Source organism: Nocardia sp. NPDC060249 (assembly GCF_042728755.1).
In the GTDB taxonomy this organism is placed as follows: Bacteria; Actinomycetota; Actinomycetes; order Mycobacteriales; family Mycobacteriaceae; genus Nocardia.
Window position 1 is genome coordinate 246318 of sequence record NZ_JBHXAQ010000006.1, and the last position, 23706, is coordinate 270023.

22 protein-coding genes are annotated in these 23706 nt (G+C 67.8%); 11 read left to right on the forward strand and 11 right to left on the reverse strand.

What is annotated here, in order from left to right; all coding sequences use genetic code 11:
• Positions 1–86: 86 nt before the first annotated feature.
• From ACFWFP_RS22840 to ACFWFP_RS22850, 3 genes are all read left to right on the forward strand, one after another.
• Positions 87–695: a hypothetical protein gene (locus tag ACFWFP_RS22840; RefSeq protein WP_379298093.1), complete on the forward strand. Its 609-nt coding sequence runs from the start codon at positions 87–89 to the stop codon at positions 693–695.
• A gap of 215 nt (positions 696–910) precedes the next feature.
• On the forward strand, positions 911–1591 hold the full coding sequence (locus ACFWFP_RS22845; RefSeq protein WP_379298095.1) for a PadR family transcriptional regulator: 681 nt from the start codon (positions 911–913) through the stop codon (positions 1589–1591).
• Positions 1592–1619: 28 nt separating this feature from the next.
• Positions 1620–3092, forward strand: a complete 1473-nt coding sequence (locus ACFWFP_RS22850; RefSeq protein ID WP_379298097.1) for a DHA2 family efflux MFS transporter permease subunit — start codon at positions 1620–1622, stop codon at positions 3090–3092.
• Between the two features lie 50 nt (positions 3093–3142).
• Here ACFWFP_RS22850 and ACFWFP_RS22855 read toward each other — a convergent pair whose 3' ends face one another.
• A complete protein-coding gene (locus ACFWFP_RS22855) occupies positions 3143–4747 on the reverse strand; it encodes a molybdopterin-dependent oxidoreductase (RefSeq protein WP_379298099.1) in 1605 nt (534 codons plus the stop codon).
• 125 nt (positions 4748–4872) lie between these two features.
• Between ACFWFP_RS22855 and ACFWFP_RS22860 the strand changes: the two genes are divergently transcribed.
• A complete protein-coding gene (locus tag ACFWFP_RS22860; protein ID WP_379298101.1) occupies positions 4873–5295 on the forward strand; it encodes a hypothetical protein in 423 nt (140 codons plus the stop codon).
• An 83-nt stretch (positions 5296–5378) separates the two neighbouring features.
• Entirely contained in the window at positions 5379–6089 is a 711-nt protein-coding gene (locus ACFWFP_RS22865; protein ID WP_379298103.1) for a cutinase family protein, read from the forward strand.
• Between the two features lie 51 nt (positions 6090–6140).
• On the opposite strand, the gene ACFWFP_RS22870 is transcribed toward ACFWFP_RS22865, so the two are convergent.
• From ACFWFP_RS22870 to ACFWFP_RS22885, 4 genes are all read right to left on the reverse strand, one after another.
• On the reverse strand, positions 6141–7937 hold the full coding sequence (locus ACFWFP_RS22870; RefSeq protein WP_379298104.1) for an AMP-dependent synthetase/ligase: 1797 nt from the start codon (positions 7935–7937) through the stop codon (positions 6141–6143).
• Between the two features lie 92 nt (positions 7938–8029).
• On the reverse strand, positions 8030–8983 hold the full coding sequence (locus ACFWFP_RS22875; RefSeq protein WP_379298106.1) for an alpha/beta hydrolase: 954 nt from the start codon (positions 8981–8983) through the stop codon (positions 8030–8032).
• 26 nt (positions 8984–9009) lie between these two features.
• Complete coding sequence (locus tag ACFWFP_RS22880) at positions 9010–9843, reverse strand: SDR family NAD(P)-dependent oxidoreductase (RefSeq protein ID WP_379298108.1); 834 nt, start codon at positions 9841–9843, stop codon at positions 9010–9012.
• Positions 9840–11378 (reverse strand): flavin-containing monooxygenase, encoded by a 1539-nt coding sequence (locus ACFWFP_RS22885; protein WP_379298110.1) that lies wholly within the window; start codon positions 11376–11378, stop codon positions 9840–9842. The genes ACFWFP_RS22880 and ACFWFP_RS22885 overlap by 4 nt, the downstream gene beginning before the upstream one ends.
• 68 nt (positions 11379–11446) lie before the next feature.
• Between ACFWFP_RS22885 and ACFWFP_RS22890 the strand changes: the two genes are divergently transcribed.
• Together ACFWFP_RS22890 and ACFWFP_RS22895 are read left to right on the forward strand one after the other, a co-directional pair.
• Positions 11447–12082, forward strand: a complete 636-nt coding sequence (locus ACFWFP_RS22890) for a TetR/AcrR family transcriptional regulator (protein ID WP_379298112.1) — start codon at positions 11447–11449, stop codon at positions 12080–12082.
• A gap of 188 nt (positions 12083–12270) precedes the next feature.
• The gene (locus ACFWFP_RS22895) at positions 12271–12753 is read left to right on the forward strand and encodes a hypothetical protein (protein WP_379298114.1); all 483 of its coding nucleotides are present in this window, start codon (positions 12271–12273) and stop codon (positions 12751–12753) included.
• A gap of 53 nt (positions 12754–12806) precedes the next feature.
• Here ACFWFP_RS22895 and ACFWFP_RS22900 read toward each other — a convergent pair whose 3' ends face one another.
• The gene (locus ACFWFP_RS22900) at positions 12807–13388 is read right to left on the reverse strand and encodes a helix-turn-helix domain-containing protein (protein ID WP_379298116.1); all 582 of its coding nucleotides are present in this window, start codon (positions 13386–13388) and stop codon (positions 12807–12809) included.
• An 82-nt stretch (positions 13389–13470) separates the two neighbouring features.
• Between ACFWFP_RS22900 and ACFWFP_RS22905 the strand changes: the two genes are divergently transcribed.
• Positions 13471–14529 carry an NAD(P)/FAD-dependent oxidoreductase gene (locus tag ACFWFP_RS22905; RefSeq protein ID WP_379298118.1) on the forward strand — a complete coding sequence of 353 codons (1059 nt, stop codon included), beginning with the start codon at positions 13471–13473 and terminating at the stop codon, positions 14527–14529.
• A gap of 69 nt (positions 14530–14598) precedes the next feature.
• Here the strand turns inward: ACFWFP_RS22905 and ACFWFP_RS22910 are convergent, their stop codons facing one another.
• Positions 14599–14817, reverse strand: coding sequence for a hypothetical protein (locus tag ACFWFP_RS22910; protein ID WP_379298120.1), 219 nt, complete (start codon positions 14815–14817; stop codon positions 14599–14601).
• A gap of 99 nt (positions 14818–14916) precedes the next feature.
• Positions 14917–15486, reverse strand: a complete 570-nt coding sequence (locus ACFWFP_RS22915; RefSeq protein ID WP_379298122.1) for a TetR/AcrR family transcriptional regulator — start codon at positions 15484–15486, stop codon at positions 14917–14919.
• Between the two features lie 79 nt (positions 15487–15565).
• On the opposite strand from ACFWFP_RS22915, the gene ACFWFP_RS22920 reads away from it, so the two are divergent.
• Positions 15566–16177 (forward strand): hypothetical protein, encoded by a 612-nt coding sequence (locus tag ACFWFP_RS22920; protein WP_379298124.1) that lies wholly within the window; start codon positions 15566–15568, stop codon positions 16175–16177.
• A 41-nt stretch (positions 16178–16218) separates the two neighbouring features.
• Here the strand turns inward: ACFWFP_RS22920 and ACFWFP_RS22925 are convergent, their stop codons facing one another.
• Positions 16219–17058, reverse strand: a complete 840-nt coding sequence (locus ACFWFP_RS22925) for a helix-turn-helix transcriptional regulator (protein ID WP_379298126.1) — start codon at positions 17056–17058, stop codon at positions 16219–16221.
• A gap of 101 nt (positions 17059–17159) precedes the next feature.
• Between ACFWFP_RS22925 and ACFWFP_RS22930 the strand changes: the two genes are divergently transcribed.
• Positions 17160–17876: an SDR family NAD(P)-dependent oxidoreductase gene (locus tag ACFWFP_RS22930; RefSeq protein WP_379298128.1), complete on the forward strand. Its 717-nt coding sequence runs from the start codon at positions 17160–17162 to the stop codon at positions 17874–17876.
• 74 nt (positions 17877–17950) lie between these two features.
• On the forward strand, positions 17951–18343 hold the full coding sequence (locus tag ACFWFP_RS22935; protein ID WP_379298130.1) for a hypothetical protein: 393 nt from the start codon (positions 17951–17953) through the stop codon (positions 18341–18343).
• An 8-nt stretch (positions 18344–18351) separates the two neighbouring features.
• On the opposite strand, the gene ACFWFP_RS22940 is transcribed toward ACFWFP_RS22935, so the two are convergent.
• Together ACFWFP_RS22940 and ACFWFP_RS22945 are read right to left on the reverse strand one after the other, a co-directional pair.
• Positions 18352–19518, reverse strand: coding sequence for a hypothetical protein (locus ACFWFP_RS22940; RefSeq protein ID WP_379298132.1), 1167 nt, complete (start codon positions 19516–19518; stop codon positions 18352–18354).
• 278 nt (positions 19519–19796) lie between these two features.
• Positions 19797–23618 (reverse strand): multifunctional oxoglutarate decarboxylase/oxoglutarate dehydrogenase thiamine pyrophosphate-binding subunit/dihydrolipoyllysine-residue succinyltransferase subunit, encoded by a 3822-nt coding sequence (locus ACFWFP_RS22945; RefSeq protein ID WP_379298134.1) that lies wholly within the window; start codon positions 23616–23618, stop codon positions 19797–19799.
• Between the last annotated feature and the right edge of the window lie 88 nt (positions 23619–23706).

Below are 23706 nucleotides of genomic sequence, written 5' to 3' on the forward strand. Positions count from 1 at the left end.
ACAGGTACATTCTGGTAGTTCATACTGCCCGCCGTCGGGCCGAATTGCGCGGGTTGACGGCAAATACGGAAAGTTGGTGTCGCCGGATGCACTCGGTCGCCGTGCGTCGAACCGCCGCCGCGATCCTCGCTGCCACCTGCGCTTTCGCCACCATTTCCTGCGCCGGGGACGACGCCGGTCCGGTGGTCGTGGTGGGTGGGGATTCGACCACGGAATCAGTTCTGCTCGCCGAGATCTATTCCCAAGCACTGGAACGCGCGGGCGTCGACTCGGCCGTCGCCACCGGATCGGCCACCCCCCTCACCGATCTCGACGCCGGTCGCATCGCGGTCCTGCCCGCCCGCAACGGCGCCCTCGTGGACCGCTGGAACCCCGCCTCCCCGGCGCGCACACCGGACGAAGTGGTCGCCGCGGTCAACTCGGCTCTCCCGCAGGGAATTTCGGTATCCGACGCTGCGGACGGCACAGACCCGCGCCCCCGCGTGACGGAGGGAGCGCCGGAGGGCGCCGCCCGCTCCCAGAGCATCGTCGCCCTCTACCGCAGCGGCATCTTCGACCGCCGACAGCTGAAGAAGCTCAACTACGTAGCCGGTGAACTGACCACCGATGACCTGATCGACCTCGTCCACCAGGTCGACACCGGCACCGACCCGGCACTGGCAGCCCGCGCCTGGCTCGACGCCCACGCTCTCTGAAGCGCGATCACCGGATCGTCGACCGGCTCGATCACAGAGCCCCAGCTGACTCGGCCGAGGTAGCCGAGCACGTCCGCCGCGATATCGCACAGCAGTTGGCCTGCCGTTTCTCGTAGGCGCTCGGCGTTGTCGCTGTCTTGCCAGGCACTACTCCACTCCGTATATTCCTAGTGGAATATTTTGCCGGGAACATTGATAGAGGTGGAGGTGGCGGCGTGGGGCAGACCGGGCGGGCTACGTTGACGCCGTTGGCTATCGCGGTGCTCGCGTTGCTCGACGAGCGACCCATGCATCCGTACGAGATGTATCAATTGCTGATCGCTCGGCGGGAGGATCTGCTGGTCAAGGTGCGGCCCGGGTCGCTGTATCACGTCGTGGCCCGGCTGGCCGACGACGAGATGGTGGCGGCGGAGGGGATCGGCCGGGCCGGTAACCGGCCCGAGCGGACCACCTATCGGATCACCGATTCCGGGCGTACCGCGCTGCGGGGGCGGATCGCCGAGCTGCTGCGGACGCCGGTGCAGGAATATCCGATCTTCCGGGTGGCGTTGGCCGAAGCGCACACCCTCCCGCGAGAGCAGGTCGTCGCGTTGCTCGATGAGCGCGTGGAGTACCTGACTCAGTCGCGAGCCGACATGGACGTGCTGCTCGACTGGACGCGCGGCCGTGCCATCCCGCGCCGCTATTTCGTTGTCCTGGAATACATTCGCGCCACCATCCACGCCGAACTCACGTGGATCGAAGCCTTCGCCGCCGAACTCGGCAGCGGTGCCGTGCCGTGGGAGCAGTTCGACCCCGGCACCGGCGAACGGATCACCGGCGAGCACCTCCACGAATGGCCGAGTGGGGATCACCCCGACGCCGCGCCCCGGCCCCGCTGGGCCGCCCGAAGCTGAATCCCTCTCCTCGATTGGAACGCATTCGATGACCACCCAACGTAATCCGTGGCTAGCGCTCTTCGCGCTGGTGGTCGGGTTCTTCATGATCCTGCTGGACATGACGATCGTCGCGGTCGCCAATCCGGCCATCATGACCGAGCTCAGCACCGACATCTCCAACGTCATCTGGGTGACCAGCGCCTACCTGCTCACCTACGCGGTGCCGCTGCTGGTCACCGGCCGGCTCGGTGACAAGTTCGGGCCGAAGAACATCTACCTGATCGGCCTCGCGGTCTTCACCGCCGCCTCGCTGTGGTGCGGCCTGTCCGGCAGCATCGGCATGCTGATCGCCGCCCGCGCCGCCCAGGGCATCGGCGCCGCGCTGATGACCCCGCAGACGATGGCCGTGATCACCCGCACCTTCGCGCCGGACAAACGCGGCGCCGCGATGGGCCTGTGGGGTGGCGTCGCCGGGCTGGCGACGCTGATCGGGCCCATTCTCGGTGGCGTGCTGGTCGACAACCTCGGCTGGGAATGGATCTTCTTCGTCAATGTGCCGGTGGGCATCATCGCGTTCGGCCTGGCCGTGTGGCTGGTGCCCGCGCTGCCGACCAGCGACCACAAGTTCGACATCGTCGGGGTGATCCTCAGCGGAGTCGGCATGCTCGCCCTGGTTTTCGGTATCCAGGAGGGCAATTCGCAGGACTGGTCGTTGCGGATCTGGCTGCTGATCGGCTTCGGCGTGGTGATGCTGGTGGTGTTCGTGATCAACCAGGCGCGCAACAAGGGCGAACCGCTGGTGCCGCTGAGCCTGTTCCGGGACCGCAATTTCGCGTTGTCGAACCTGGCGATCGCCGCGATGGGCGCCGCGGTCACCTCGATGATGGTGCCGTCGTACTTCTACCTGCAGGCGGTGCGCGAGATGACGCCGACCGTGTCGGCGCTGGTCTTCGCACCGATGGCGATCATCACCGGTTTCACCGCGCCGTTCATCGGCAAGGTGTCGGACAAACTGCCGCCCCGGTTGCTGCCGACGATCGGATTCGTGCTGTTCGCCGGTTCGGTGGCGTGCTTCGGCGCGCTGATGAGCCCGGACTCGTCGATCGTCTGGTTCCTGGTCGCCGCCGCCGTCGCGGGCCTGGCCAACGCCTGCATCTGGGCGCCGCTCGCCTCGACCGCCACCCACAATCTGCCGGTCGCGCAGGCCGGCGCGGGCGCCGGTGTGTACAACACCACCCGCCAGGTCGGTTCGGTTCTCGGTAGCGCCGCGATCAGCGCTCTGATCGCCGCCCGCCTCACCGCCAACGGCCTCGGTGGTGGCGGCCCGGTCGGCGAGGGCGCTGCCACCGGCCCGCTCCCACCGCAGATCATCGACGAATTCAGCACCGCGCTGGCCCAGTCGATGATCCTGCCCGCCGCGATTCTGGTGATCGGCATCATCGCCTCGGCACTGTTCGTCGGCCACGGCAAGTCCGCCGGCAAGGCACCCGATCGGGAGAAAGCCGACGCCGCGGCCTGACCGCGCTGTCGAATCGCCTGCCTGTCACGTGCGAACGTGGCGGGCAGGTTTCAGTTCACCTGGATGGTGAGGGTGGGGTAGCCGGTGGCGCCGTCGGGGACGACGTCTTGTTCGACGGGGGTCTGGGGGCTGCCCGTGGTGTCGGTGGTGCGGGCGCGCAGGGTGTGCTGGCCGGGGGTGGCTTCCCAGTCGTAGGTCCACTGGCGCCAGGTGTCGATGGTGACCTCGGTGGACAGGCGGGCCGGGCGCCAGTCGCCGTTGTCGACCTGCACCTCGACGCCGGTGACGCCGCGATGCTGGGCCCAGGCGACACCGGCGATCACGGTGCGGCCCTGCGGGATTCGGCCGCGCCCGCGTGGGGTGTCGATGCGGGTGCCGGTTTTGATCGGGCCCTGCGCCGACCAGCCGCGGCGGGTCCAGTAGGCGGTGGCCTTGTCGAAGCGGGTGATCTCGAGTTCGGTGACCCATTTGGTGGCGGAGACGTAGCCGTAGAGGCCGGGGACGACGAGGCGAGCGGGGTAGCCGTGCTGGACCGGGAGGGGTTCGCCGTTCATGCCGATGGCGAGCAGGGCGTCGCGGCCGTCGGTGAGGATCGAGAGGGGCGAACCCGCGGTCCAGCCGTCCTGGCTGTGCGACAGCACCATGTCGGCGCCGGGGTGCGGTCGTGCTTCGGCGAGGAGTTCGTCGAGGCGATAGCCGAGCCAGCGGGCGTTGCCGATCAGGTCGCCGTTGATCGGGTTGGAGACACATGCCAGGGTGACCAGGCGCTCGACCGGGGTGCGGCGAAGCAGGTCGTCCCAGGTGAGGGTGATCTCCTGGTCGACCATCCCGTGGATGCGCAGGGACCAGGAGTCTGTGGACACCTGGGGAACGATCAGCGCGGTGTCGATCCGGTAGAAGTCGCTGTTCGGGGTGAGGTACGAGGTGAGTCCGGGCACGCGGAGATCGGCATCCGGTGGGAGATCCGGCAACGGTGCTGTCGCCCTGGGCAATTCGACGGTCGCGCGCTCGGCCGTCACATCGTGGCGGGCACCGCCGAGTAGCCGGCCCGCGAGGCCGGCGCCGAGAGCGAGCACCCCGGTCGCCGCGAGGCCGCCGAGCACGCGCCGCCGCCCGGCCCCCGCACCCGATGCGCCGGTGCGGACCAGGCTTTTCTCGCCGCTCACGTCCGGCGTCGCGGTGGCCGCACCGAGGTGTGGCGCGGCGGGTTCCGGCGCCGATCGCAGCGAGTCGGCGGTGTCCTCGATCCGTCCGGTCAATCCTCGCAACGCGAGAATGCCGGCGGCGGTACCGATCAGCGCGGGCAGCGCCCCGGCGAACCCGCCGGCTCTCCCGGCGCCGATGACGGCAGCGACCACGCCGAACATCGCGAACGCGACCGATCCCACCGGTCGAGCCGTCCGTTCGAAGATCCCGGCGGCCCCGGCGACGGCGAGCGCCACCAGGCCCATGCACACGAACAGCACGGCCTTGTCGCTGGTTCCGAAGGTCGAGATCGCCCATTCCCTGACTCCGTCGGGGGTGTGGTCGACCACCGTCGCGCCGAGTGCGTACGCGGGTGCGCTCCCGGCCCCGGTGAACACCGCGATCAACTCCGCCACACCGAGTACCAGTGCCGCGGCCACGATCCCGGCCACCGCCCGCAACAACGCCATGTACAGAGCGTACGTCGGGCCCGGATCGTCCCGGTGGCCGATTTGTGACGGCCGAACACCTCCCGCGGATCGGCAATCAAAACTACACTGTGTAGTAGAAACGATCCCGCTCGGCAGGAGACATGATGACCGAGACAGCACCGGACTCGACACTGCGCGCCACGACGGCGGTCTTCGCCGTCGCCCTCCTGGTCCACGGCGCCGACCACCTACGCCGCGGCATGGACGCCACCTCACCGCTGGTGAACGCCCTCGGCACCCTGCAAATCCTCTTCGCCCTGTTCACTGTGTTCCTCGTGTTCCGGCGGCACCCGGCGGCCCCACGCGCCGCGGTGTTCATCGGTTTCGCGAGCGCGATCGGTTTCACGATCGTGCACCTGCTCCCGGACTGGTTCGGTCCGCTCAGCGACAGCTTCATCAACGCACCCGCCGCCGCCGGGGTCACCGGATTCTCCTGGTTCGCGGCACTGTTCGAGATCGCGGCCGATCTGGCGATCGGCGTCGCGGGTCTGCGGGTGCTGCGGTCCCGGGAGTTGAGCGTGGCCTGAACGACGGCACAGTGACCGGCCCGGCGGCGCGCCGGGCCGAGGCGAGGTAATGGTGAACGGTCGCGGTCGGTAGTCTGCGCGGCATGACAGCACGTTCCTTCTCGCGATTCGTGTCTGCAGTCTTCGTGGCAGCCGCGATTCCCCTGGTATCGCCCACCTATTCCGCTACCGCCGCGCCCTGTTCCGATGTCGAGGTGGTGTTCGCCCGCGGGACCGCCGAGCCGGGTGGTGAACTCGGCCTGACCGGTATCTCCTTCGTCGAAGCGCTACGCGCGAACGCGGGCGGACGCTCGGTCGGCTCCTACGGTGTCGACTACCCGGCGAGCAGCGACTTCGCCGACCGGCTCGCCTTCGCGCGCACCGTCGTTCAGGGGATCGGTGACGCCCAGCAGCGGGTCGAGTACCTCGCGGCGAACTGCCCCGGCACCCGGATCGTCCTCGGTGGATATTCCCAGGGCGCGGCGGTGGCCGGTTTCTCGACCGGTACCGGTGTGCCGGAGGGCGTGCTGCCGGAGTACGAGATGTACCTGCCCGCACCGATGGCGCCCGAGACGGCCGAGCACGTCGCGGCCGTCGTGCTGTTCGGCAAGCCGTCGGATCGGTTCATGCGCGACGCGGACGCACCCGCGATCTCGATCGGCGCGCCGTACCAGGACAAGACCATCGAGCTGTGTGTCCCCTCGGACAACATCTGCGACGGCTCCCCGCTCGCCCAGCCCACTACCGCGCACAGCCTCTACGGCATCAACGGAATGACCGTCACCGCGGCACAATTCGCGGCGCAACGGTTCTGAACAGCCGAAAGGCCGGTCGCGCGAACGCAACCGGCCTTTCGGAGGGTGGGATCAGGAGTAGATCTTGTCTACTTCGCCCGCGTACTGCTTCATGACGACGGCGCGCTTGAGCGACATCTTCGGGGTGAGCTCGCCACCCTCCTGGGTCCAGTCGACCGGGAGGATGCGGATCTTCTTGATCGCCTCGGCCTTGGAGACCTTCTTGTTGGTCTCGTCGATCGCGGCCTGCACCTCGGCGACCAGCGCCGGGTTCTCGATCAGGGTCTCGATCGCGGTGTCGGCGGCGACGCCGTTGCGATCCTTCCAGCCAGGCAGGGCCTCCGGGTCGAGGGTGATCAGCGCGCCGATGAAGGGCTGACCGTCACCGACGACCATGACCTGGCTGATCAGCGGGTGCGCGCGCAGGGAGTCCTCGAGGATCGCGGGGGAGACGTTCTTGCCGCCCGCGGTGACCAGGATTTCCTTCTTGCGGCCGGTGATGGTGACGAAGCCGTCGGCGTCGATGGCGCCCAGGTCGCCGGTCTTGAACCAGCCGTCCTCGAACGCCTCCTCGGTGGCCTCGGCGTTGCCCCAGTAACCGTCGAACACGACCGAGCCCTTGAGCAGCAGCTCGCCGTCCTCGGCGATCTTGGCCGCGTGGCCCTGGATCGGGCGACCGACCGAGCCGACCCGGATGAACGCGGGGGTGTTCACGGTGAACGCGGCGGTGGTCTCGGTCAGGCCGTAGCCCTCGTAGATCGTCACGCCGGCACCGCGGAAGAAGTGGCCGAGGCGCGCGCCCAGCGGGCCGCCACCGGAGACAGCGGCCAGGCACTGGCCACCGAGGGCCGCGCGCAGCTTGCTGTAGACCAGCTTGTCGAAGACGAAGTGCTTGACCTTGAGCAGCAGGTCGGGGCCGCCCTTGGTCTCGAGCGCCGTGCTGTAGGCGATGGCGGTCTCCGCGGCGGCGTCGAAGATCTTGCCCTTGCCGCCGTCGTGCGCCTTCTGCTTGGCGGAGTTGAACACCTTCTCGAACACACGCGGCACCGAGAGGATGAAGTCGGGCTTGAAGTCGCCGAACTGCTCGACCAGGGTGGTCCAGTCCGAGCTGTGGCGGATGGTCACCTTGGAGTCGAAGGCGATCAGCGCGACGGCGCGGGCGAACACGTGCGCCAGCGGCAGGAACAGCAGGGTCTTCTGACCCTCGGAGACGAACGCGCTGAGCTCGATGCCACCCGAACGCGATTCCGCCCACAGGTTCGCGTGGGTCAGCTGGACGCCCTTGGGGCGGCCGGTGGTGCCCGAGGTGTAGATCAGGGTCGCGGGGGAGGCCGCGCCGACCTGCTTGCGACGCTCGTGCACGACGGAGTCGTCCAGTTCGGCGCCGCGCTCGATGAGCGTGTCGATGGCGCCCTTGTCGATCTGCAGGGTCTCGGCCAGCGCGGGCAGCGAACCGGCTTCGATCTCGTCGATCGTGGCGCTGTGCTTGTCGTTCTCGACGACCAGCAGCTTGGTCTCGGAATCCTGCAGGATCCACTTGGCCTGCTCGGCGGCCGAGCTGTCGTAGATCGCGACGGTCACGCCACCGGCGGCCCAGATCGCGAAGTCGAGCAGCGACCACTCGTAGCGGGTGGCGGCCATGATCGCGACACGGTCGCCCAGCTCGATGCCCGCGGCGATCAGGCCCTTGGCCACGCCGATGACGGCCTTCTCGAACTGTGCCGCCGTGACGTCATTCCAGCCGCCGCTGCCGTTCGGGACGTTGAACAACACCGTGTTCGGCGTCTCCTGCGCGAAGCGGAAGACGTTGTCGGAATTGTTCGCATCGTCCGGGATGGTGTAGGAAGCCGGAACTTCGAACTCTCGCATCTGTGCCCTTCCAGTGGGTTCTACTCGCCAGTAATCTACGACACGTTCGGCCGGGTCGCGATATCGCCGCCCGAATTGCCCGTCACCAGGCTTTATCGTAAATCGTCTATCGACACCGGCTGAATTGCTTCTCGCAGGAATTCTGCGAGTTCGCTGAGAGCCAGCGCTGCCTCGGTGACCAGCGCGGCTTGCAGTTGCGCGACGTGCCAGAGGCCGCGGGTTTCGGTGAAGCGGACGTGCACGCCCGCTCCACGCAAGGCTGAGACGAGCTTGCGACACTGGTTGTGCAGGAGTTCGCTCACATCGACCTGCACATAGGTGGGCGGCAGGCCGATCAGGTTGCCCGACAGCGGGGCGTAGCCCGCTTCGGTTGCGGCGGCGTCGCCCAGGTAGTAGGCGGCGCACGCCTGCGACCACGCCCGGTTGATCACCAGGTCGCGGTCCTTGCCCGGTACCTCGGTGGGGTCGACCCACGGCGCGATGAGGCCGAGCGCCGCGGGGGTCAGCTGATGCCGTTCGATCAGGCGCTGGGCCAGTGCCATCGCCAGGCCGCCGCCCGCCGAGTCACCGGCCAGACAGATCTGATCGGGCCGGTAGCCGACGTTGCCGACCAGGTCGAGGAACGCGGCCTCGGCGTCGTCGAGACCGGCCGGGAACGGGTGTTCGGGCGCCAGCCGGTAGTCCAGCGAATACACCGCGCAGGAGGTCTCGCGCGCGAGACCGGCCACCAGCGAACGGTGCGTGGCGATCGAACCGACCACATAGCCGCCGCCGTGCAGGTACAGGATCGCGCCCGCGGCACGTTCGGGCGGGACCGCCCGGGTACGCGAACCCGGAATGGCGGTATCGGCGATCACGCGTTCGGCGGGGCGCCCGCCCAGCTGCAGGTGCTGCACGACGGAACCGTCGGGCACCAACTGCAGCCGGGAGACCGCGTCGAGCAGAAAGCGCTGTACCGCGACCGGTAGCCGCGCGTTGAGTGTCACCCGGAACACCGGGTCGAGCACCGTGCGGGCGATCGGCAGCGGAATCTTGAACTCGCGCATGGAGTTTCCTCGGATCTAGCGGAGCATCAGTGTGGCATGAAGCGGCCGTTGACCACGGCCGAGATCCGGCTGTAGCCGGAGGCGAGGAAGCGCACGCTCACGTCGAGCACCTTGGCCTCCCAGCCGATCAGCACGCGAGCCTGGCCCTTGCGCACGCCCTCGGTGATGGTCTGCGCGGCCATCTCCGGGCTGTGAATCGCCAGGTACTTGTCGAAGAGGGTGGCGGCGTTGGCGCCGTCCATGCCCTCGGCATAGGTGGCGTTGCGGGCGACCGCGGTCTTGATGCCACCGGGGTGCACACAGGTGACCTTGACGGGCGCCTTGGCGACCTTCATCTCCTGGAACAGCGCCTCGGTGAAGCCGCGCACCGCGAACTTGGCCGAGTTGTAGGCCGCCTGGCCGGGCACGGCGACCAGGCCGAAAAGGCTGGACACGTTGATCACGTGGCCGTCGCCGGACTCGATCAGCATCGGCAGGAACGCCTTGGTGCCGTTGACGACGCCCCAGAAGTCCACATCCATGATGCGTTCGATGTCTTTGAACTCGGTCTTGACCACGTCGCCGTGGTAGGCGATGCCGGCGTTGTTGTAGATCTGGTGCACGACGCCGAAGTGCGCCTTCACCTGATCGGCGTAGAGCAGGAACGCCTCACGCTCGGCCACGTTGAGCCGGTCGGACTTCACCTGCGCGCCCAGCTTCTCGCAGGACGCGACGGTCTGGGCCAGGCCCTCGACGTCGATATCGGACAGCGCGAGCTTGGCGCCCCGCGCGGCCAGGTTCTCGGCCAGCGCGCGACCGATGCCGGAGCCCGCTCCGGTGATCACGCATACCTTGTTCGTGAAGTAAGCATCTTTGCTCACTGTGCTGCCACCACTTCCCTATCGGCGTCTGCGGTTGTCGTAGTGTAGGCGGCGGCATCGAAATGCCGTGTGAGCCTACGGAATTCGAACGTGAAGTCCGGCCACAACGTGGTGTTGTTGCCGTGCTTGTCCAGGTACCAGCTGGCGCAGCCGCCAGTGTTCCAGACGGTCTTGCCCAGCTTTTCCTGCAGGTCGGCGTTGTAGGCCCGCTGCACGTTTTCGCGAACCTCGACTGTGCGCAGACCCTGCTTGTCGATCGTCGCCAGCGCGTCGCTGACGTAGTTGATCTGCGATTCGATCATGTACACCATCGAGGTGTGGCCGAGGCCGACGTTCGGGCCGACCAGGAAGAACATGTTGGGGAAGTTCGCGATGGCCGAGCCCTTGTAGGCCTGCTGGCCGATGTCGTCGAACACCTCGGCCAGCGTGCGCCCGTCGCGTCCGACCATCGAGTTGTAGGTCGGGGAGTCGGTGACGTGGAAGCCGGTGGCCACGATGAGCGCGTCGATCTCGCGTTCGGTGCCGTCCTTGGTGACGATCGAGCCCGGCTTCACCTCGGCGATGCCGTCGGTGATCACGTCGACATTGTCGCGATCCAGCGCGGGGTAGTACTCGTTGGAGATCAGCATGCGCTTGCAGCCGATCCGGTAGTTCGGGGTGACCTTCTTGCGCAGTGCGGGATCGCGGATCTCGATCTGCAGCTTGGCGCGCGAGAGGGCCTCGAAGGCCTTCATCAGCACGGGAAAGCGCGTCAGGCCGACGACCTGGGTTTCGCGGGCCGCGTAGATGGCCGCGCGCGAGAGGCGCTGCACGGCGGGGATGTGCTTGAACGCCAGCCGCTCGGGCAGCAGATACGGACGGTCCATGCGTGGCAGCAGCCACGGCGCGGTGCGCTGGTAGACGTCGAGCGTGGCGACCTTGCTCGCGATGGCGGGCACGATCTGGATCGAGGAGGCGCCGGTGCCGATCACCGCGACGCGCTTGCCGGTGAGGTCGGCGTCGTGGTTCCAGCGGGCGGAGTGGAAGATCTCGCCCTCGAAGTCGTTGATGCCCTTGATGTCGGGTAGCGACGGCTCGCACAGCGCGCCGACCGCGGAGACCACGGTGTCGGCGGTGAAGTCGCCCTTGGAGGAGCCGATCTCCCACCGCGCGTCCGCGTCGTTCCAGCGGATGCTCTGCACGTCGCAGTCGAAGATGTGCCGGTCGAGCACGTCGTGACGCTCGGCGACGCTTTTGATGTAGGACTGGATCTCGCCCTGCTTGGAGAACGAGCGGGTCCAGTCCGGGTTCGGGGCGAACGAGTACGAGTACAGGTGCGAAGGCACGTCGCAGGCAGCGCCGGGGTAGGTGTTGTCGCGCCAGGTGCCGCCGACTTCGCTGCCGCGCTCGAGCACGAGGAAGTCGTCGCGACCCTCCTGACTCAGGCGGATGGCCAGGCCGAGCCCGGCGAACCCGCTGCCGACGATGATCGTCTTCACGTGGCGGGTTTCGGCGACCCGGGGTTCGACAACATTGTCTGTAACCTTGCGACTCATGTATTGCAGACTACGGCCTTATTGAGACGGAGTCAACAGCTATTGAACCAGATTCAGTAGTGGCTAGGATGGCCGATGTGAGCATCAGGAGTGTGGGAGCGACGAAGCGTGTGCGGCTCAGCCCCGAGGAGCGTCGGCTACAGCTGATCACCCTCGGCGCCGAGATGCTGGTCGACCGGTCGCTCGAGGACGTCTCGGTCGACGACATCGCCAAGCAGGCGGGCATCTCGCGTGGCCTGCTGTTCCACTACTTCGCCTCCAAGCAGGAATTCCACGAGGCGATCGCCCGGCATGTGAGTACCGAGTTCTTCACCGCGATCATGCCCAACCGCGAGCTGTCGCTGTTCGACATGCTGCGTGACTCGATCGAACGGTTCGTCGATTACGCCACCGAGCACTCAGCGTCCTACCGTTCCGTGCTGCGCGGGCCCGCCAGCGTCACCCCCGACATGGCCGACTATGTCAACGAAACCCGCGGCGCCATCGCCGATCTCATCGTCAGCGAACTGCCGCTGCCGCCCGAGGATCCCGATCTGGCCCGCCTCACCTTGGCCATTCGCGGCTGGATCGCCTTCGTCGAGGAGACCATCCTCACCTGGATGATCGACAAGCCGATCAGTCGCGAGGCGCTGGTCGACCTGCTGGTCGAGTCATTGCCCGCGCTGGCGCTGAGTCCGGCGCTGATCGCCGCGCTGCGGGATTGAGGTTTCTGTTAACGGACCGACTGGCGCGTCGCGAACTTGTCATGAGATGTCCTGTTCGCAGGGGGTCCGCTGCCGCGTGGGATGAGGTGCTATATGTGCCAAATCTGTTGTGGCAGTTGATCTTCGGATGCCGAATCGTGACCGTGACGGCGGCTAACGGCAGGCCGGTTCGGTACGACGAAGTGGGTATGACTCTCACGAACAGCACGTTTCGCAAACTCTCGGCCGTGGTCGTTTCCACCGGCGCGGTCCTCGTCGGGCTCGGTGCGCCCGTCGGTGCGCTGCCCTCGGATCCGATCGCGGTGTTCACTCCGACGCTCAGCCGGACGCCCGGCGCCAACTGCGCGGCGATCATCAACGCCCAGACCGTCCCGCAGGCGCAGTCGGGCACCTTCGGCGTGCGGGTGGCGATCACCCAGACCGGGGACTTCTGCCAGCGCTACCAGGTGGCCGTGCGCTTCCGCAATCTCGACACCGGCTACAGCGACGGCCAGTCGCACCCCGTGGAGAACGGTCAGATCCTGCACGCGCCGGGCAATGTGATCGTCGGGTTCGGGACCGCGCCCGGCAAGGGCCGGGTGGAGGCCTGGATCGTGACCACCGACGAAACCCTGCCCCAGCATCAGGAACTGGAGCACATCGCGGGACGCGCGAGCTTCACGCTCGGCTGATTCTCGCTGGGCTGCGCCGGGGCGGGTGTGCGCACTCGCCCCGGCGTGGCCGCCTAGCCGGATGTGGGGCGGGCGCGCAGATGTGCGCGCTCGCCCTGCTTGCCGAACAGGCTGATGAATTCGACGGATTGTTCGTCGGCCGCGCCGAACCAGTGCGGGATGTGGGTGTCGAACTCCGCGGCTTCGCCGGGGGTGAGAATCAGATCGTTGTCGCCGAGGATCAGGCGCAGGCGTCCGTTGAGCACATAGAGCCACTCGTAGCCCTCGTGTACCTGCGGCGTCTGGGGTCGATCGCGGGCGCCGGGCGCGATGATCATCTTGAACGCCTGGATGCCGCCCGCGCGTTTGGTGAGCGGGAGCATGGTCATGCCGTGGCGGGTGACCGGGCGCAGGTGGATGCGCGGGTCGCCGGTGGGCGGGGCGTCGACGAGCTCGTCGAGGGTGACGCCGTGCGCCTTGGCCAAGGGGAGCAGCAGCTCCAGGGTGGGTTTGCGGTCGCCGGATTCCAGGCGCGACAGGGTGCTCACCGAGATGCCGGTTTCCTGAGCCAGGTCGGCGAGGGTGGTCTGGCGCTGTTTGCGCAGGTTACGCAGCCGAGGGCCGACCGAGTCGAGGGTTTGATCGAGGTCCTCCATGCTCACCATTTTGCCATACCGGCAAATAAGGTTGCCAGTATCGGTCTCTGGGACGCACTGTGGATGCTCGAAGGAGGTCGAGATGACACAGCTGGAAAATTCGTACGACGTGGTGGTGCTCGGCGGTGGAGCCGCCGGGCTGAACGCGGCGCTGATGCTGGCGCGTTCACGGCGCTCGGTGGCCGTGATCGACGCGGGGACGCCGCGCAACGCGCCTGCGCAGGGGGTGCACGGACTGCTCGGGCGCGAGGGGATGTCGCCGCTGGAGCTGCTCGAGCTCGGGCGAGCCGAGGTGCGTGGGTACGGCGGCGATGTGGTGGCGGGGCGGGTGGTGAACGTCGCGCGTGTGAGTCGCGCACCCGAGCCTGGAATCGTTGCGGACGAGCGTGATTCGGGGCAGGTCGGTCCGGGTGACGGCGCTGCGGCGGGGCCGTATGTCGAAGAATTCTTCGTGACCCTCGACGACGGCCGGACCGTACGGGCTCGGCGCGTTCTCGTCGCCACCGGACTCGCCGACGAGCTCCCCGACGTTCCCGGGCTGCGCGAGCACTGGGGCAACGACGTCCTGCACTGCCCCTACTGCCACGGCTGGGAGGTGCGCGATCAACGCATCGCCGTCCTGGCGAGCAGCCCGATGTCGGTGCACCAGGCGCTGCTGTTCAGTCAGCTCACCGACGACATTGTCTTCCTGTCGCACACGGCCGACCCCGTGAGTGCCGAAGACGCGGAAAAGCTGGTGGCACGCGGTATTCGGATCGTCGACGGCAAGGTGGTCGAGGTGCTCGGCGCCGACCGGCTGACGGGCGTCCGACTCGCCGACGGCACGGTCATCGAGCGTGATGCCCTGGTCGTGGCACCCCGCATGAACACCCGCGCCACCTTCCTCGCCGACCTCGGTCTGATTCCCGAGCCGCACCCCTCCGGCATAGGCGACCACATCCCCGCCGATCCCGTCGGCCGCACCTCGGTGCCCGGCGTCTGGATCGCGGGCAACGCCACCGACCCGTCCGCCCAGGTCGGCGCGGCCGCGGCGGCCGGGGCCATGGCGGGTGCGCAGATCAACGCGGAACTCGTCATGGAAGAAACCGCTGCCGCGGTGGCTGTACACCGAGCCGATCGCGCCGAATCCGCGTCCGTGTAGGCCCGATCGATACTCGGCTCGACACGAAGGACCCCGTCGAACGTGCTGACGGGGTCCTTCGCTGTCGGCTCAGTTATCGGTGGCCGGGCACACGGTGCTGCTGAACGGGCACGGCTTGAACAGCTCTTCGATGAGCATCACCAGCGTGCCGCTCCCGCTGGCCGCGTCAGCACTGCCGGTGCCCGCCTCGGCGACCGGCACCGTCGGCGCGGCCGCCGCGGTAGCGGGCACCACCGCACCGAGCGCCACCATCGCCGCGCCCGCCATCACGAATTTCCCGATCGACACGCAAACTCCCCATTTCGAAAGTGTTGTCACAGTTGACGACATGGATGCTGCCTTCTGAACCGACCGACCGGTAGCCCTCAAAACCGGGGCTGCGCTGCTTCAGTCGAGCGCCCCGCGCGGGCGAGAGCCCTGCGCGTCATCGATGGCCGCGCTCAGCAGGGCGCGCGCCTTGTCCGGCGCGAGTTGGCCGATGGTGACGTGGAGGGCCAGGCCGTCGAGCAACGCGAGGAGGGAATCGGCGGCGGCTGTCGGGTCGGGGTGATGGGTGATCATGGTGGCGACGTGGTCGCGAAAGCCACGTCCGTTCGTTGCCAGGGTTTCGGCGATCCGGGGGCGGACCGAGGCGAAGGCAAGATAGCCGATCAGGACGCGGGCGTCGGCGGCCGATTCGGGGTCGGTGGGGAGCAGTGCGGTGAGGAGCTGACGCAGGTCGGGATCGGGGCCCGCCGCGGAGATCCGGGTGGCGATCCGGTCGGCGATCGTGGAGGTGGCGAACTCCATCATCGCTTCCTTGCTGGGGAAGTAGTGCTGCACCTGGCCGGTGGACACGCCCGCCTCGGTGGCGACATGGCGCAGGCTGATCGACTCCAGGCCGTCTCGGGCGAGCAGGCGCATCACCGCGTCGCTGATCGTCGTGCGTCGAGAACTGTGATCCACCCGCTTCGGCATCGGTCCATCTTTTCACAATGCACTTGTATTGCCATGCTCGGCCTCTTTACAATGCGAGTGTATTGAAAAGGAGGGTCCCATGCGCCCGATCACCCAGCTCGCACGGTCTTTCGTTCGACTCGAAGTAGACATCTGGGTGAGCCTCGCGCGCGCCGTCACCCGCAGGCCGGACCTCGGGGGCGGCGCGCCGATGCGGTACGCGGGCGCGGTATCGGCCACCATCTGGGCCTTCATCGTGGTCAGCGCCGTGGAGATTCCCGCGGTTCACCTGCTCATTCCATGGCCCGCGGCGCGGATCGTCGCCTTGGGACTCGGCGCCTGGGGACTGGTGTGGATGGCCGGGATGCTGGCCGCGCACCACATGCACCCCCACGTACTCACCGATGACCTGCTGCGAGTCCGGTACCTGCGCCGCGTCGGCCTCGACATCCCGCTGTCCGGCATCCGAGCGGTCCGCCACGACCTGCGCGCCTACGACGGCGCGAAATCGCTGCAGCGCACCGGACCGGGTGACGAGACACTCGCCGTGATCATCGGCAGCTCAACGAACATCCGCGTCATCCTGACCGAGCCCCGGACCTTCCACACCCCGCAGGACGACTTCACCGTGAGCACCGTCGCCTTCTGGGCCGACGATCCGAAGGCCGCGGTCGCGTCGATCCGCGCCGCGGTAGGCGACCGTGCCGTCTGATGGTTCATGCCCAGTCGAGTGAGGCGCGTGATCGAGGCGCTTCAGTGAAAGGATTCGAGGCCGGTTACCCGGAGGAGGTCGAGGGCGGTGGCGGTGTGGGTGTGGGGGGCGGCGGAGTAGATGACGATGGTTTGGTCGGTGTCGGGGACGTGCACGGCATCGCAGTCGAGGGTGAGGGCGCCGAGGTCGGGGTGGGCGATGGTTTTGGTGAGGCTGTGCATGACGCTGGAGCGGCCTGCTTGCCAGTGCGCTTCGAATTCGGCGCTGCCGGTGCGTAGTTCGGTGAGCAGACGGGTCAGGCCGGGGTCGTCGGGGTAGGTCGCTGTGACCGCGCGCAGGCATCCGACGCAAGCGGCCGCGTTGCTGTCGGCCTCCTCGGGTGTCATCACGATCCGGCCCATGCCGGTGCCGAGGAAGCGCTGCCACATGATGTTGCGCCGGCCCACCGGGATCGCGGAGAAATCACCGAGCAGGGCCGCCGACAGGGGATTCCAGGCGAGGACATCGGATTTGGCCGAGAGCACGAGCACCGGCAGATCGGCCAGGCGATCCAGCAGCCGCAACACGCTGGGGCGGATCACCATCGGAATCCGCCCGGCCTGCGGCGGTTCCGACCCGGCGAGCCGGAAGACGAGATCGCGGTCGACCTCGGTGAGCCGCAGCGCCCTGGTCAGCGCGCCGAGCACCTGCTCGGACGGTTTCGGTCCGCGCCCCTGCTCCAGCCGCACGATGTAGTCGACGCTCACCCCGGCCAGGCTCGCCACCTCCTCGCGCCGCAGTCCGGGCACCTGCCTGCGGGAACCGCCCGGCAGGCCCGCGTCGGCGGGGGTCAGCCGGGAACGCGCGGTGCGCAATACTGTCGCCAATTCCGCTCTGTCCACCCCTCCCATGGTGCCGCAGGACCCACGCTCCGGGGTGGTACCGCCGGTCCTAGGCCGAACCGGCACTGGAGACCACGCCGCGGCGGCGGGAATCTGGACCGATGACGACAACGATTGCCCTGGTCACCGGGGCCAACAAGGGGCTGGGCCGCGAAACCGCGCGCAGGCTGGCCGGCAAGGGCTGGCAGGTGTTCCTCGGAGCGCGCGACGTGGCCCGAGGAGAGGCGGCGGTGGCCGACCTCGTCGCGGACGGACTCGACGTGCGGTTCGTGCCACTGGACGTGACGTCGGATGCATCCGTCGCCGCTGCCGCCGACACGGTCGAGGCCGTCGCAGGCCGCCTCGATGTGCTGATCAACAACGCCGGGATCGGCGGCCCGCGTACCGCGCCGGGCGGCACCCACCCCGACGATCTGCGAGAAGTGTTCGAGACCAACGTCTTCGGGCCGATCCGCGTGACGAACGCCTTCCTGCCCCTCTTGCGTGTCTCCGACCATCCCCGCATCGTGATGGTCTCCAGCGGCGTCGGTTCGATCGCCACGGTCACCGACCCGAAATGGCAGGGCCTGCTGCCGCCCGCTCTCGGCTATCCGAGCACCAAGGCGGCGCTGAACATGCTCACCGTCATGTACGCGAGCGAACTCGGCGAGATGAAGGTCAACGCGATCGATCCCGGCTACACCGCCACCGACCTCAACGGGCACAGTGGTTTCCAGACCGTCACCGAGGGCACCGACGCCGTCGTCGCGGTGGCGACGGCCGACCGCGACGGCCCGACCGGCGGATTCTTCGACCGAACGGGCGCCGCGCCGTGGTGAAAGCGGGCGCGCTGCTCGTGGCGGTGTTCGCCTGCCTGGGCGTCACCACCTACTTGATGAGAACGGAGAGCCCAGTGGCACAACCGAAGACGAGTACGGTGCTGTCGATCGGCCTGCACCCCGGCGCCGTCGACTACGCCCGCTACCCGCAGATCGACGAAGCCACCCTGACCGCCCGCATCGCCGCGGGCGAAACCGCCTTGCGTGAAGCGGGTTTCGACATCGTCTCCTGCCAGGTCCCGGCCGACCCCGACGCGGCCGAAGCGGTCCTGCGCGCATGCGCGGCGGGTGGGGAGTTCCGGGTCGCGATGATCGGCGCGGGGGTGCGGATGGCGCCCGAACACACGCTGCTGTTCGAGCGCCTGATCAATGTCGCCGCCGACCTCGCGCCCGGAATCCGCTTCTGTTTCAACACGTCACCGGAAACCACGATCGAGGCCCTGCGCCGCTGGGTCCAGCCCAGCTGATCGGACGCCTACTTGTGGCCGCCGCCGTGGTCGTGGCTGCACGTGTCTGTGCGCCGGCCGTCGGTGCTCGCCTGGCCCGCGCCGTGACCTTCGAGCGCCGCGAACGGACCGCACTGATGCGGGGCGATCCAGACGTGCACCATCGGGTTACCCGAGCCGGGATTGAGGGAGTTGGGCGGGCAATTGCCCTGGGCGTCGAGCACACCGGCGACCACGGGACCGTTGTCGCCCGCCTTCCAGCAGAGATTGTCGTGGACGTGCCACTGCATCAGGGAACCGCCGAAGTCGACCAGGCTCGGGTCGTCGATCTTCTTGCCGTTGGCGATGTACATCGCCGACACCAGGGTGCGGCCGGTTCCGTCGACCCGATAGACCAGCGACTCCGGGTGGGCGGGGTCGAGGAAGTTGTTGTCGCGGATGTAGCTCATGTTGATGTAGTGCTCGTACCCGGTGGCCGAGTCGCCGATCGAGCGGAAGCCAAGGGCACCAACGGTATTCACATCCGAGAAGGCGGGCAGGCCGTCGAGAGTGCTCCGCACCAGATTGGTCGCGCGCGACTGCTGCTCCGAGGTCACCCCGGCGACACCCGACAGGTCGATCGGCTTCGCCGGATCCCACGGGCGAGGCCAGTTCGCCTCGGCGCCGTGGTCCTCGCCCGCGCCGTGCGCGTGGCCGCCGCCCGCGGCATGCGCGTGATCGCCGGTGTCCCCGTGACTGTGGACGTGCCCGACACCGTCGAGCATCGCCGACAGCGCCAGCACACCCACGGCCGTGGCCGCGATGCCCGACCGCACCGGCGGCAAGCTCACGGTGGGCAGGAGCAGGCCCATGCCCGCGGCGAGGGCGGCCAGCGCACCCAACCCCGCGCACACGGTGTCCGTCAGCTGCGGTGACTCGGCGGTCAACCCGGCGATCCACGCCACATCCGCGAACCGGGTGAACGCCCACACCGCGGCGGCGAAGGCATTCACCGCCAGCATCGAGCTCACGACGGCCCTGCGCTCGCTGAGCAACACCGCCAGCCCGGTCGCGCACTGGATCGCGGCGAGCACCACCATCAGCCGCGCCAGCGTGGCGTGCTCGGTGTGCATGCCCGCCGCCATGAAATGCACGGCGCCCGCCCCCACCGACGCGATCCCGCCCACAAGCAGGTATCCATTACGTCCGTTCCCCATGCCACGCTCCTGCTGTGTTCGTCAGAGCGCTGGTGCGCTCGAGCGGGGCCCTTCGGGCCCCTGATCTTCCCTCCCTCCGGGCACTCCTTCGTCGCACCCTCCACTCAGTCCAGATCAGGGCGGGCCCCTTGGGGGATTTCGTCGGACACTACCGGGATTCACTAAGGCGCCGGTGCTGCCTGGATAAGAGAACTCTGTGACCCATCTCTCGCCCACAACGGCGAACGCCGGGTGGATCGCGATGATCCACCCGGCGTTCGCCGTTGTGCGAGAAGAACTTACGTGGTCGGCTCGAACGCCTCGCTGATGATCTCGGCCTGCTCCACGGCATGCACCTTCGACGAACCCGAGGACGGGGCCGACATGGCGCGACGCGAGATGCGGCGCAGACGACCGAGACGCTCGGGCAGCACCTCGGGGAGGTTGAGGCCGAAGAAGGGCCAGGCGCCCTGGTTGGCCGGCTCTTCCTGGACCCAGGCGATGTCGGTCGCGTTCGGGTACTTGGCCAGCGCCTCGTTGAGGCGGTACGTCGGGATCGGGTAGAGCTGTTCGATCCGGACGATGGCCACGTCTTCGCGCTTGTGCTTGGCCTTCTCCGCGGCCAGCTCGTAGTAGAGCTTGCCCGAGGTCAGCAGGATGCGCTTGACCTTGGCGGTGTCGCCGATGCCCTGTTCGTAGGTGGGCTCGTCGAACACCGAACGGAACTTCGACTCGGTGAAGTCCTTGACGTCGGACACCACGGCCTTGTTGCGCAGCATCGACTTCGGGGTGAAGACGATGAGCGGACGACGGATCCCGTCGAGCGCGTGGCGACGCAGCAGGTGGAAGTAGTTCGCCGGGGTGGACGGCACCGCCACGGTCATCGAGCCTTCAGCGCACAGCTGCAGGAACCGCTCGATCCGACCGGAGGTGTGGTCGGGACCCTGACCCTCGTGGCCGTGCGGCAGCAGCAGCACCACGTCGGAGAGCTGGCCCCACTTGGCCTCACCGGAGGAGATGAACTCGTCGATGATCGACTGCGCGCCGTTGACGAAGTCACCGAACTGCGCCTCCCACAACACGAGTGCGTTGGGATTGCCCAGGGAGTATCCGTACTCGAAACCGACAGCGGCGTACTCGCTCAGCGCCGAGTCGTGCACCGCGAACCAACCCGGCTTCTCCGAGCCGATGTTGTGCAGCGGGGTGTACTCGACAGCGTTGATCCGGTCGATGATCACCGAGTGGCGCTGGGTGAACGTGCCGCGACGCGAATCCTGACCGGTCAGGCGCACATCGTGGCCCTGGTCGATCAGCGAACCGAAGGCCAGCAGCTCGGCGAAGGCCCAGTCGACCTTGCCCTCGTAGGCCATCTCGCGACGCTTCTCCAGCACCGGCTTCACGCGCGGGTGCACATTGAAACCGTCGGGAGTGTTCAGGAACGCGTCACCGATGCGCTGCAGCACCGACTTGTCGACCGCGGTGATCACGGTGGCGGGCACCTTCTGGTCGTCCTCGACGGACTCCGAGGGCTCCGGAACGTACTTCTCCAGCTCGCGGACCTCGTTGAACACCCGCTCCAGCTGACCCTGGTAGTCGCGCAGCGCGTCCTCGGCCTCTTTCATGGAGATGTCGCCACGGCCGATCAGCGATTCGGTGTACGCCTTACGCACCGAACGCTTGGTGTCGATGATGTCGTACATCTCCGGCTGGGTCATCGAGGGATCGTCGCCCTCGTTGTGCCCGCGGCGGCGGTAGCAGACGAGGTCGATGACGACGTCCTTGCGGAACTTCTGCCGGAAGTCGACCGCGAGGCGCGCGACCCAGTCGCAGGCCTCCGGGTCGTCACCGTTGACGTGGAAGATCGGCGCGCCGATGAACTTCGCGATATCGGTGGAGTACTCGGTGGAGCGGCTGTTCTCCGGCGCCGTGGTGAAGCCGATCTGGTTGTTCACCACGATGTGGATCGTGCCGCCCACGCGGTAACCACGCAGACCCGACAGGTTCAGCGTCTCGGCGACCACGCCCTGACCGGCGAACGCGGCGTCGCCGTGCAGCATCAGCGGCATCACCGAGAAGCCGTCGGGGCCGTCGCCCTTGTCGAGCAGGTCCTGCTTGGCGCGCACGAGGCCCTCGAGGACGGGGTCGACCGCCTCCAGGTGCGAGGGGTTCGCGGTGAGCGAGACCTCGATCTCGTTGTCGCCGAACATCTGCAGGTACTGGCCGTGCGCACCGAGGTGGTACTTCACGTCGCCGGAGCCGTGAGTGGCCGCCGGGTTCATGTTGCCCTCGAACTCGGTGAAGATCTTCGAGTACGGCTTGCCGACGATGTTGGCCAGCACATTGAGGCGACCGCGGTGCGGCATGCCGATGATGACCTCGTCCATGCCGTATTCGGCGCACTGGTCGATGGTGGCGTCCATCATCGGGATGACGGCTTCGGCGCCTTCGAGCGAGAAACGCTTCTGGCCGACGTACTTGGTCTGCAGGAAGGTCTCGAACGCCTCCGCGGCGTTGAGCCGGTTCAGGATGTACTTCTGCTGCGCGACCGTCGGTTTGACGTGCTTCTGCTCGACCCGCTCCTGCATCCACTCGAGCTGATCGGTCTCGAGGATGTGGGTGTACTCCACGCCGACGTGGCGGCAGTACGCGTCGCGCAGGATCGAGAGCACATCGCGCAGCTTCATCCGGTCCTGGCCGTGGAAACCGCCCACGTCGAAGGTGCGGTCGAGGTCCCAGAGGGTGAGGCCGTGCTGAGTGACGTCGAGGTCGGGGTGGCTGCGGAACTTGTCCTTGACCAGGCGCAGCGGATCGGTGTCGGCCATCAGGTGACCGCGGTTGCGGTAGGCGGCGATCATCTCGAGCACGCGAGCGCTCTTGTCGACACCGCGTGCGCTGATGTCCTTGCGCCAGCGGATCGGCTCGTACGGCACGCCGAGGCCGTGGAAGATCTCGTCGTAGAACTCGTCGGAGATCAGCAGGTTGTGGATGGTGCGCAGGAAATCGCCCGACTCGGCACCCTGGATGATGCGGTGGTCGTAGGTCGAGGTGAGCGTCATCAGCTTGCCGACGCCGATATCGGCGATCCGCTCGTCGCTCATGCCCTGGAACTCGGCGGGGTACTCCATCGCACCGGCACCGATGATCGCGCCCTGGCCCGGCATGAGGCGCGGCACCGAGTGGACGGTGCCGATGGTGCCGGGGTTGGTCAGCGAGATGGTGACGCCGGAGAAGTCGTCGGCACCGAGCTTGCCCTCACGTGCGCGGCGCACGATGTCCTCGTAGGCCGCGTGGAACTGACCGAAGCTCATGTCTTCGGTTTCCTTGATGGCGGCCACGACCAGCGATCGGCTGCCGTCCTTGCCCGCGAGGTCGATCGCCAGGCCCAGGTTGGTGTGGGCCGGGGTCACCGAGTTCGGCTTGCCGTCGATCTCGGCGAAGTGGCGGTTCATGTTCGGGAACGGCTTGATCGCCTGCACGATCGCGTAACCCAGCAGGTGGGTGAACGAGATCTTGCCGCCGCGGGTGCGCGCGAGGTGGTTGTTGATCACCAGGCGGTTGTCGATCATCAGCTTGGCCGGGATCGCGCGCACCGACGTCGCGGTGGGGATCGTCAGCGAGGCCGACATGTTCTTGGCGATCGCGGCGGCGGGGCCGCGCAGCACCTTGTTCTCCGGTCCGGCGGCGGCGGCCGCGGCGGCCTTCGGCGCGGTGGTGGCCGGTGCGTTCGACACCGGTGCAGGTGTGGTCTGCGGAGCGCGCACGGTCTTGGCGGCCGGAGCCGGAGCCGCAACGGCGGCCGGAGCCGGAGCGGCCGGAGCCGGAGCGGCCGGAGCCGGAGCCGGAGCGGGCTTCGGTGGTGCGGGCGCTACCACGGCTTTGGGAGCCGGGGTCTGCGCGGCGGCGGCCTTGGGTGCCGCGGCTGCCGAGGGAGCGGAGGAGGCGACCGGTGCCTGGCTGTTACCGGATTCGGTGGCTTCCGGCGTGTAATCCGCGAGGAACTCGTGCCAACTCGCGTCGACCGAGGACGGGTCCTGTTTGAACTTCTGATACATCTCGTCGACTAGCCACTGGTTCTGTCCGAACTGGGAAGTTGAGCTGCTCACAGCTGGTGTTCGCCTCATTTCGTTCTTCGCGCTGCGACGTTTGTGACGTGCCCGGCAGGGGAATCAGCGGATGGCTGCCGATGCGCCCTCACCGAGCATATGCCCA

Coding starts and splice junctions, on each gene's coding strand:
- ACFWFP_RS22940 (WP_379298132.1), bottom strand. CDS start 19,518: ATGGGGAACGGACGTAATGGATACCTGCTTGTGGGCGGGATCGCGTCG.
- ACFWFP_RS22860 (WP_379298101.1), top strand. CDS start 4,873: ATGACCGAGACAGCACCGGACTCGACACTGCGCGCCACGACGGCGGTC.
- ACFWFP_RS22930 (WP_379298128.1), top strand. CDS start 17,160: ATGACGACAACGATTGCCCTGGTCACCGGGGCCAACAAGGGGCTGGGC.
- ACFWFP_RS22905 (WP_379298118.1), top strand. CDS start 13,471: ATGACACAGCTGGAAAATTCGTACGACGTGGTGGTGCTCGGCGGTGGA.
- ACFWFP_RS22890 (WP_379298112.1), top strand. CDS start 11,447: ATGGCCGATGTGAGCATCAGGAGTGTGGGAGCGACGAAGCGTGTGCGG.
- ACFWFP_RS22900 (WP_379298116.1), bottom strand. CDS start 13,388: ATGGAGGACCTCGATCAAACCCTCGACTCGGTCGGCCCTCGGCTGCGT.
- ACFWFP_RS22875 (WP_379298106.1), bottom strand. CDS start 8,983: ATGCGCGAGTTCAAGATTCCGCTGCCGATCGCCCGCACGGTGCTCGAC.
- ACFWFP_RS22920 (WP_379298124.1), top strand. CDS start 15,566: ATGCGCCCGATCACCCAGCTCGCACGGTCTTTCGTTCGACTCGAAGTA.
- ACFWFP_RS22840 (WP_379298093.1), top strand. CDS start 87: ATGCACTCGGTCGCCGTGCGTCGAACCGCCGCCGCGATCCTCGCTGCC.
- ACFWFP_RS22895 (WP_379298114.1), top strand. CDS start 12,271: ATGACTCTCACGAACAGCACGTTTCGCAAACTCTCGGCCGTGGTCGTT.
- ACFWFP_RS22850 (WP_379298097.1), top strand. CDS start 1,620: ATGACCACCCAACGTAATCCGTGGCTAGCGCTCTTCGCGCTGGTGGTC.
- ACFWFP_RS22915 (WP_379298122.1), bottom strand. CDS start 15,486: ATGCCGAAGCGGGTGGATCACAGTTCTCGACGCACGACGATCAGCGAC.
- ACFWFP_RS22945 (WP_379298134.1), bottom strand. CDS start 23,618: ATGAGGCGAACACCAGCTGTGAGCAGCTCAACTTCCCAGTTCGGACAG.
- ACFWFP_RS22865 (WP_379298103.1), top strand. CDS start 5,379: ATGACAGCACGTTCCTTCTCGCGATTCGTGTCTGCAGTCTTCGTGGCA.
- ACFWFP_RS22870 (WP_379298104.1), bottom strand. CDS start 7,937: ATGCGAGAGTTCGAAGTTCCGGCTTCCTACACCATCCCGGACGATGCG.
- ACFWFP_RS22885 (WP_379298110.1), bottom strand. CDS start 11,378: ATGAGTCGCAAGGTTACAGACAATGTTGTCGAACCCCGGGTCGCCGAA.
- ACFWFP_RS22855 (WP_379298099.1), bottom strand. CDS start 4,747: ATGGCGTTGTTGCGGGCGGTGGCCGGGATCGTGGCCGCGGCACTGGTA.